Annotated in this window: 1 protein-coding gene and 1 pseudogene; both read right to left on the bottom strand. The window is 68.5% G+C overall.

The genetic code is table 11. From position 1 onward, the window contains the following. Window positions 1–49: 49 nt before the first annotated feature. Window positions 50–1,027 (bottom strand): annotated as a pseudogene (locus X803_RS19270) (DNA polymerase IV); the annotation flags it as partial. Window positions 1,028–1,058: 31 nt separating this feature from the next. Continuing rightward, a partial coding sequence (locus X803_RS19265) for a DNA polymerase IV (RefSeq protein ID WP_035778612.1) occupies window positions 1,059–2,018 on the bottom strand: 960 nt, incomplete at its 5' end.

Genomic DNA, 2,018 nt, shown 5'->3' with positions numbered 1-2,018 from the left:
CCGATCTGCGTTAAAGGCCGACGACGGCTCACATCAGGCCGTCGGCGGCTCACCATCCGCTGCGCGTCGGGGTGTGCCCCTTCCGTGCCTCTTCGGGCATCGCCATCTCCGCACGGAACCCGAGGAGCCGGATGGGCCGTCCCGGTTCGACCTTCCCGAGGAGGGCCAGGGCGGCGGCAAGCACCGCTTCGCGGTCGAACGTCTCGGAAATTCGCCGGGCGTAGGTCTTGGTGAAGAACGGCGCGTACCGCACCTTGAGCGTCAGCCCGATGACCGGGCGGTCCTCAGCGACAACATCCTCCAGAACCCGCGCCACCAGTTCGCGGACCGCATCCTCGACCTGTGACGGCTCGGTGAGGTCCTGCTGGTACGTCGTCTCGCGGCTGTGCCCCCGCGCAACCCAGGGGGTGTCATCGACCGTCCGTTCGCCGTCACCGCGTCCCAGCTGCGCGTACCAGGGGCCCATCTTCGGACCGAACTCCTGCACGAGGTCCTCCGGGTGGCAGGCAGCGAGTTCGGCAACCGTGCTGATGCCGGAAGCGGCGAGGCGCCGGGAGATCTTTGGCCCCACGCCCCACAGGTCAATTGTCGGCCTGGCTCCCATTACCGTCAGCCAGTTGTCGGCGGTGAGCCGGAAAACGCCTGCCGGCTTGGCGAATCCGGTCGCCACTTTCGCGCGAACCAGGGTGTCGCCGACCCCGACGCTGCAGTGCAGCCGGGTGTCTTCGAGTACAGCTTTCTGGAGACAGCGAGCGTAGGCCTCCGGGTCACCGGTGACCACCCCCACAAAGGCCTCATCCCAGCCGAGTACCTGGACGGTGGCACCCGGTTGGGCCCGCAGGGTGGCCATGACCCGCTCCGACGCGGCGAGATAGGCTTCATGGTCCACCGGCAGAATCACGGCATCGGGTACCTTCCGGGCGGCGATCCGCAGGGGCATTCCGGAGCCCACGCCGAATGCGCGAGCCTCGTAGGACGCTGTCGAGACCACCGCGCGTTCGGTGGGGTCGCCGCGGCCGCCCACAATGGACGACGGCTCACATCAGGCCGTCGGCGGCTCACCATCCGCTGCGCGTCGGGGTGTGCCCCTTCCGTGCCTCTTCGGGCATCGCCATCTCCGCACGGAACCCGAGGAGCCGGATGGGCCGTCCCGGTTCGACCTTCCCGAGGAGGGCCAGGGCGGCGGCAAGCACCGCTTCGCGGTCGAACGTCTCGGAAATTCGCCGGGCGTAGGTCTTGGTGAAGAACGGCGCGTACCGCACCTTGAGCGTCAGCCCGATGACCGGGCGGTCCTCAGCGACAACATCCTCCAGAACCCGCGCCACCAGTTCGCGGACCGCATCCTCGACCTGTGACGGCTCGGTGAGGTCCTGCTGGTACGTCGTCTCGCGGCTGTGCCCCCGCGCAACCCAGGGGGTGTCATCGACCGTCCGTTCGCCGTCACCGCGTCCCAGCTGCGCGTACCAGGGGCCCATCTTCGGACCGAACTCCTGCACGAGGTCCTCCGGGTGGCAGGCAGCGAGTTCGGCAACCGTGCTGATGCCGGAAGCGGCGAGGCGCCGGGAGATCTTTGGCCCCACGCCCCACAGGTCAATTGTCGGCCTGGCTCCCATTACCGTCAGCCAGTTGTCGGCGGTGAGCCGGAAAACGCCTGCCGGCTTGGCGAATCCGGTCGCCACTTTCGCGCGAACCAGGGTGTCGCCGACCCCGACGCTGCAGTGCAGCCGGGTGTCTTCGAGTACAGCTTTCTGGAGACAGCGAGCGTAGGCCTCCGGGTCACCGGTGACCACCCCCACAAAGGCCTCATCCCAGCCGAGTACCTGGACGGTGGCACCCGGTTGGGCCCGCAGGGTGGCCATGACCCGCTCCGACGCGGCGAGATAGGCTTCATGGTCCACCGGCAGAATCACGGCATCGGGTACCTTCCGGGCGGCGATCCGCAGGGGCATTCCGGAGCCCACGCCGAATGCGCGAGCCTCGTAGGACGCTGTCGAGACCACCGCGCGTTCGGTGGGGTC

The organism is Arthrobacter sp. 35/47, from assembly GCF_000520475.1.
In the GTDB taxonomy this organism is placed as follows: Bacteria; Actinomycetota; Actinomycetes; order Actinomycetales; family Micrococcaceae; genus Arthrobacter_D; species Arthrobacter_D subterraneus.
Note: the sequence above shows the minus strand (reverse complement) of the source record. Positions and strands in the feature narration are given on the sequence as shown.